General features: G+C 36.5%; 1 pseudogene. It reads right to left on the reverse strand.

Features of this window, described 5'->3' with window-relative positions:
• Nucleotides 1–880, reverse strand: a pseudogene (locus ADI58_RS01755) (hypothetical protein); the annotation flags it as partial.

Genomic DNA, 880 nt, shown 5'->3' on the forward strand with positions numbered 1-880 from the left:
CAACACAATTCTTGATACTTGTTTTTTACCTTGTACATCAGTTGTTGCTGATGGTTCTTTTGTTGGAGTAACCGGAGTAATTTCTGGTGTATACGTTGTTTGAACTTTCACGCCATTTGATCCTGTTGCTTGTACAGATACTGGTTCTACTGCTCCTGTATAAGTCTTATCTGTTGGTGTAAATGTTACTGTTCCATTTTGTGGATTAATTGTATACGTACCAATTTGGTCAGTTGTCCCTGCTTTATAAGCTGGAAGTGATTCACTTTCTGCTTCACCTTTTACAAGTTTGTAGCTATTCGGTTGAACCGTAATTTCTTTTGGTGTTCCATTTACATCTACAGTTTTTGGTGTAAAGGTTGGTGTACCTGTTTGTACTAATCCTTGTAAGTTTGTTGATGTTGCTGGTGCTTTATCAATCTCAGCTGCTACGATAATTGGTTTGTATGTTGCTGTTGATGTGATTGTTGCACTTTCATTTTTATCATTTGTGATTGTTACAGTTGCGTTTACTTTAATTGGGTCTATTTCACCTTTGAATGTTGGTTCTGGTGTAAAGGTAACTTTACCATTTCCATCAATTGTAAATATTCCTTTTCCTGCTACTGTTACGCTATCTTTTTCTGTATTATCAGCTGGATCCACTAGTTTACGACTTGTCACAGTTACATTCGTTGATTCAGTAGGAATCGTGAATGTTGGTGTTTCTTCTTGAGTTACACCTTGGATATTTGTTGTTGTTTTATCAACTGGAGTTACTGTTACAGCATTTACTGTTGGAGTATATTTTGCTTCTGCTGTTTCTCCATTTCCATCTGTAGCTTGTACAGAAATTCCAGTTGCTGGTCCTGTAAATCCTGGTTTTGGAATGAAAGTTACT

This window comes from Streptococcus mitis, from assembly GCF_001074635.1.
GTDB classification, from domain to species: domain Bacteria; phylum Bacillota; class Bacilli; order Lactobacillales; family Streptococcaceae; genus Streptococcus; species Streptococcus mitis_E.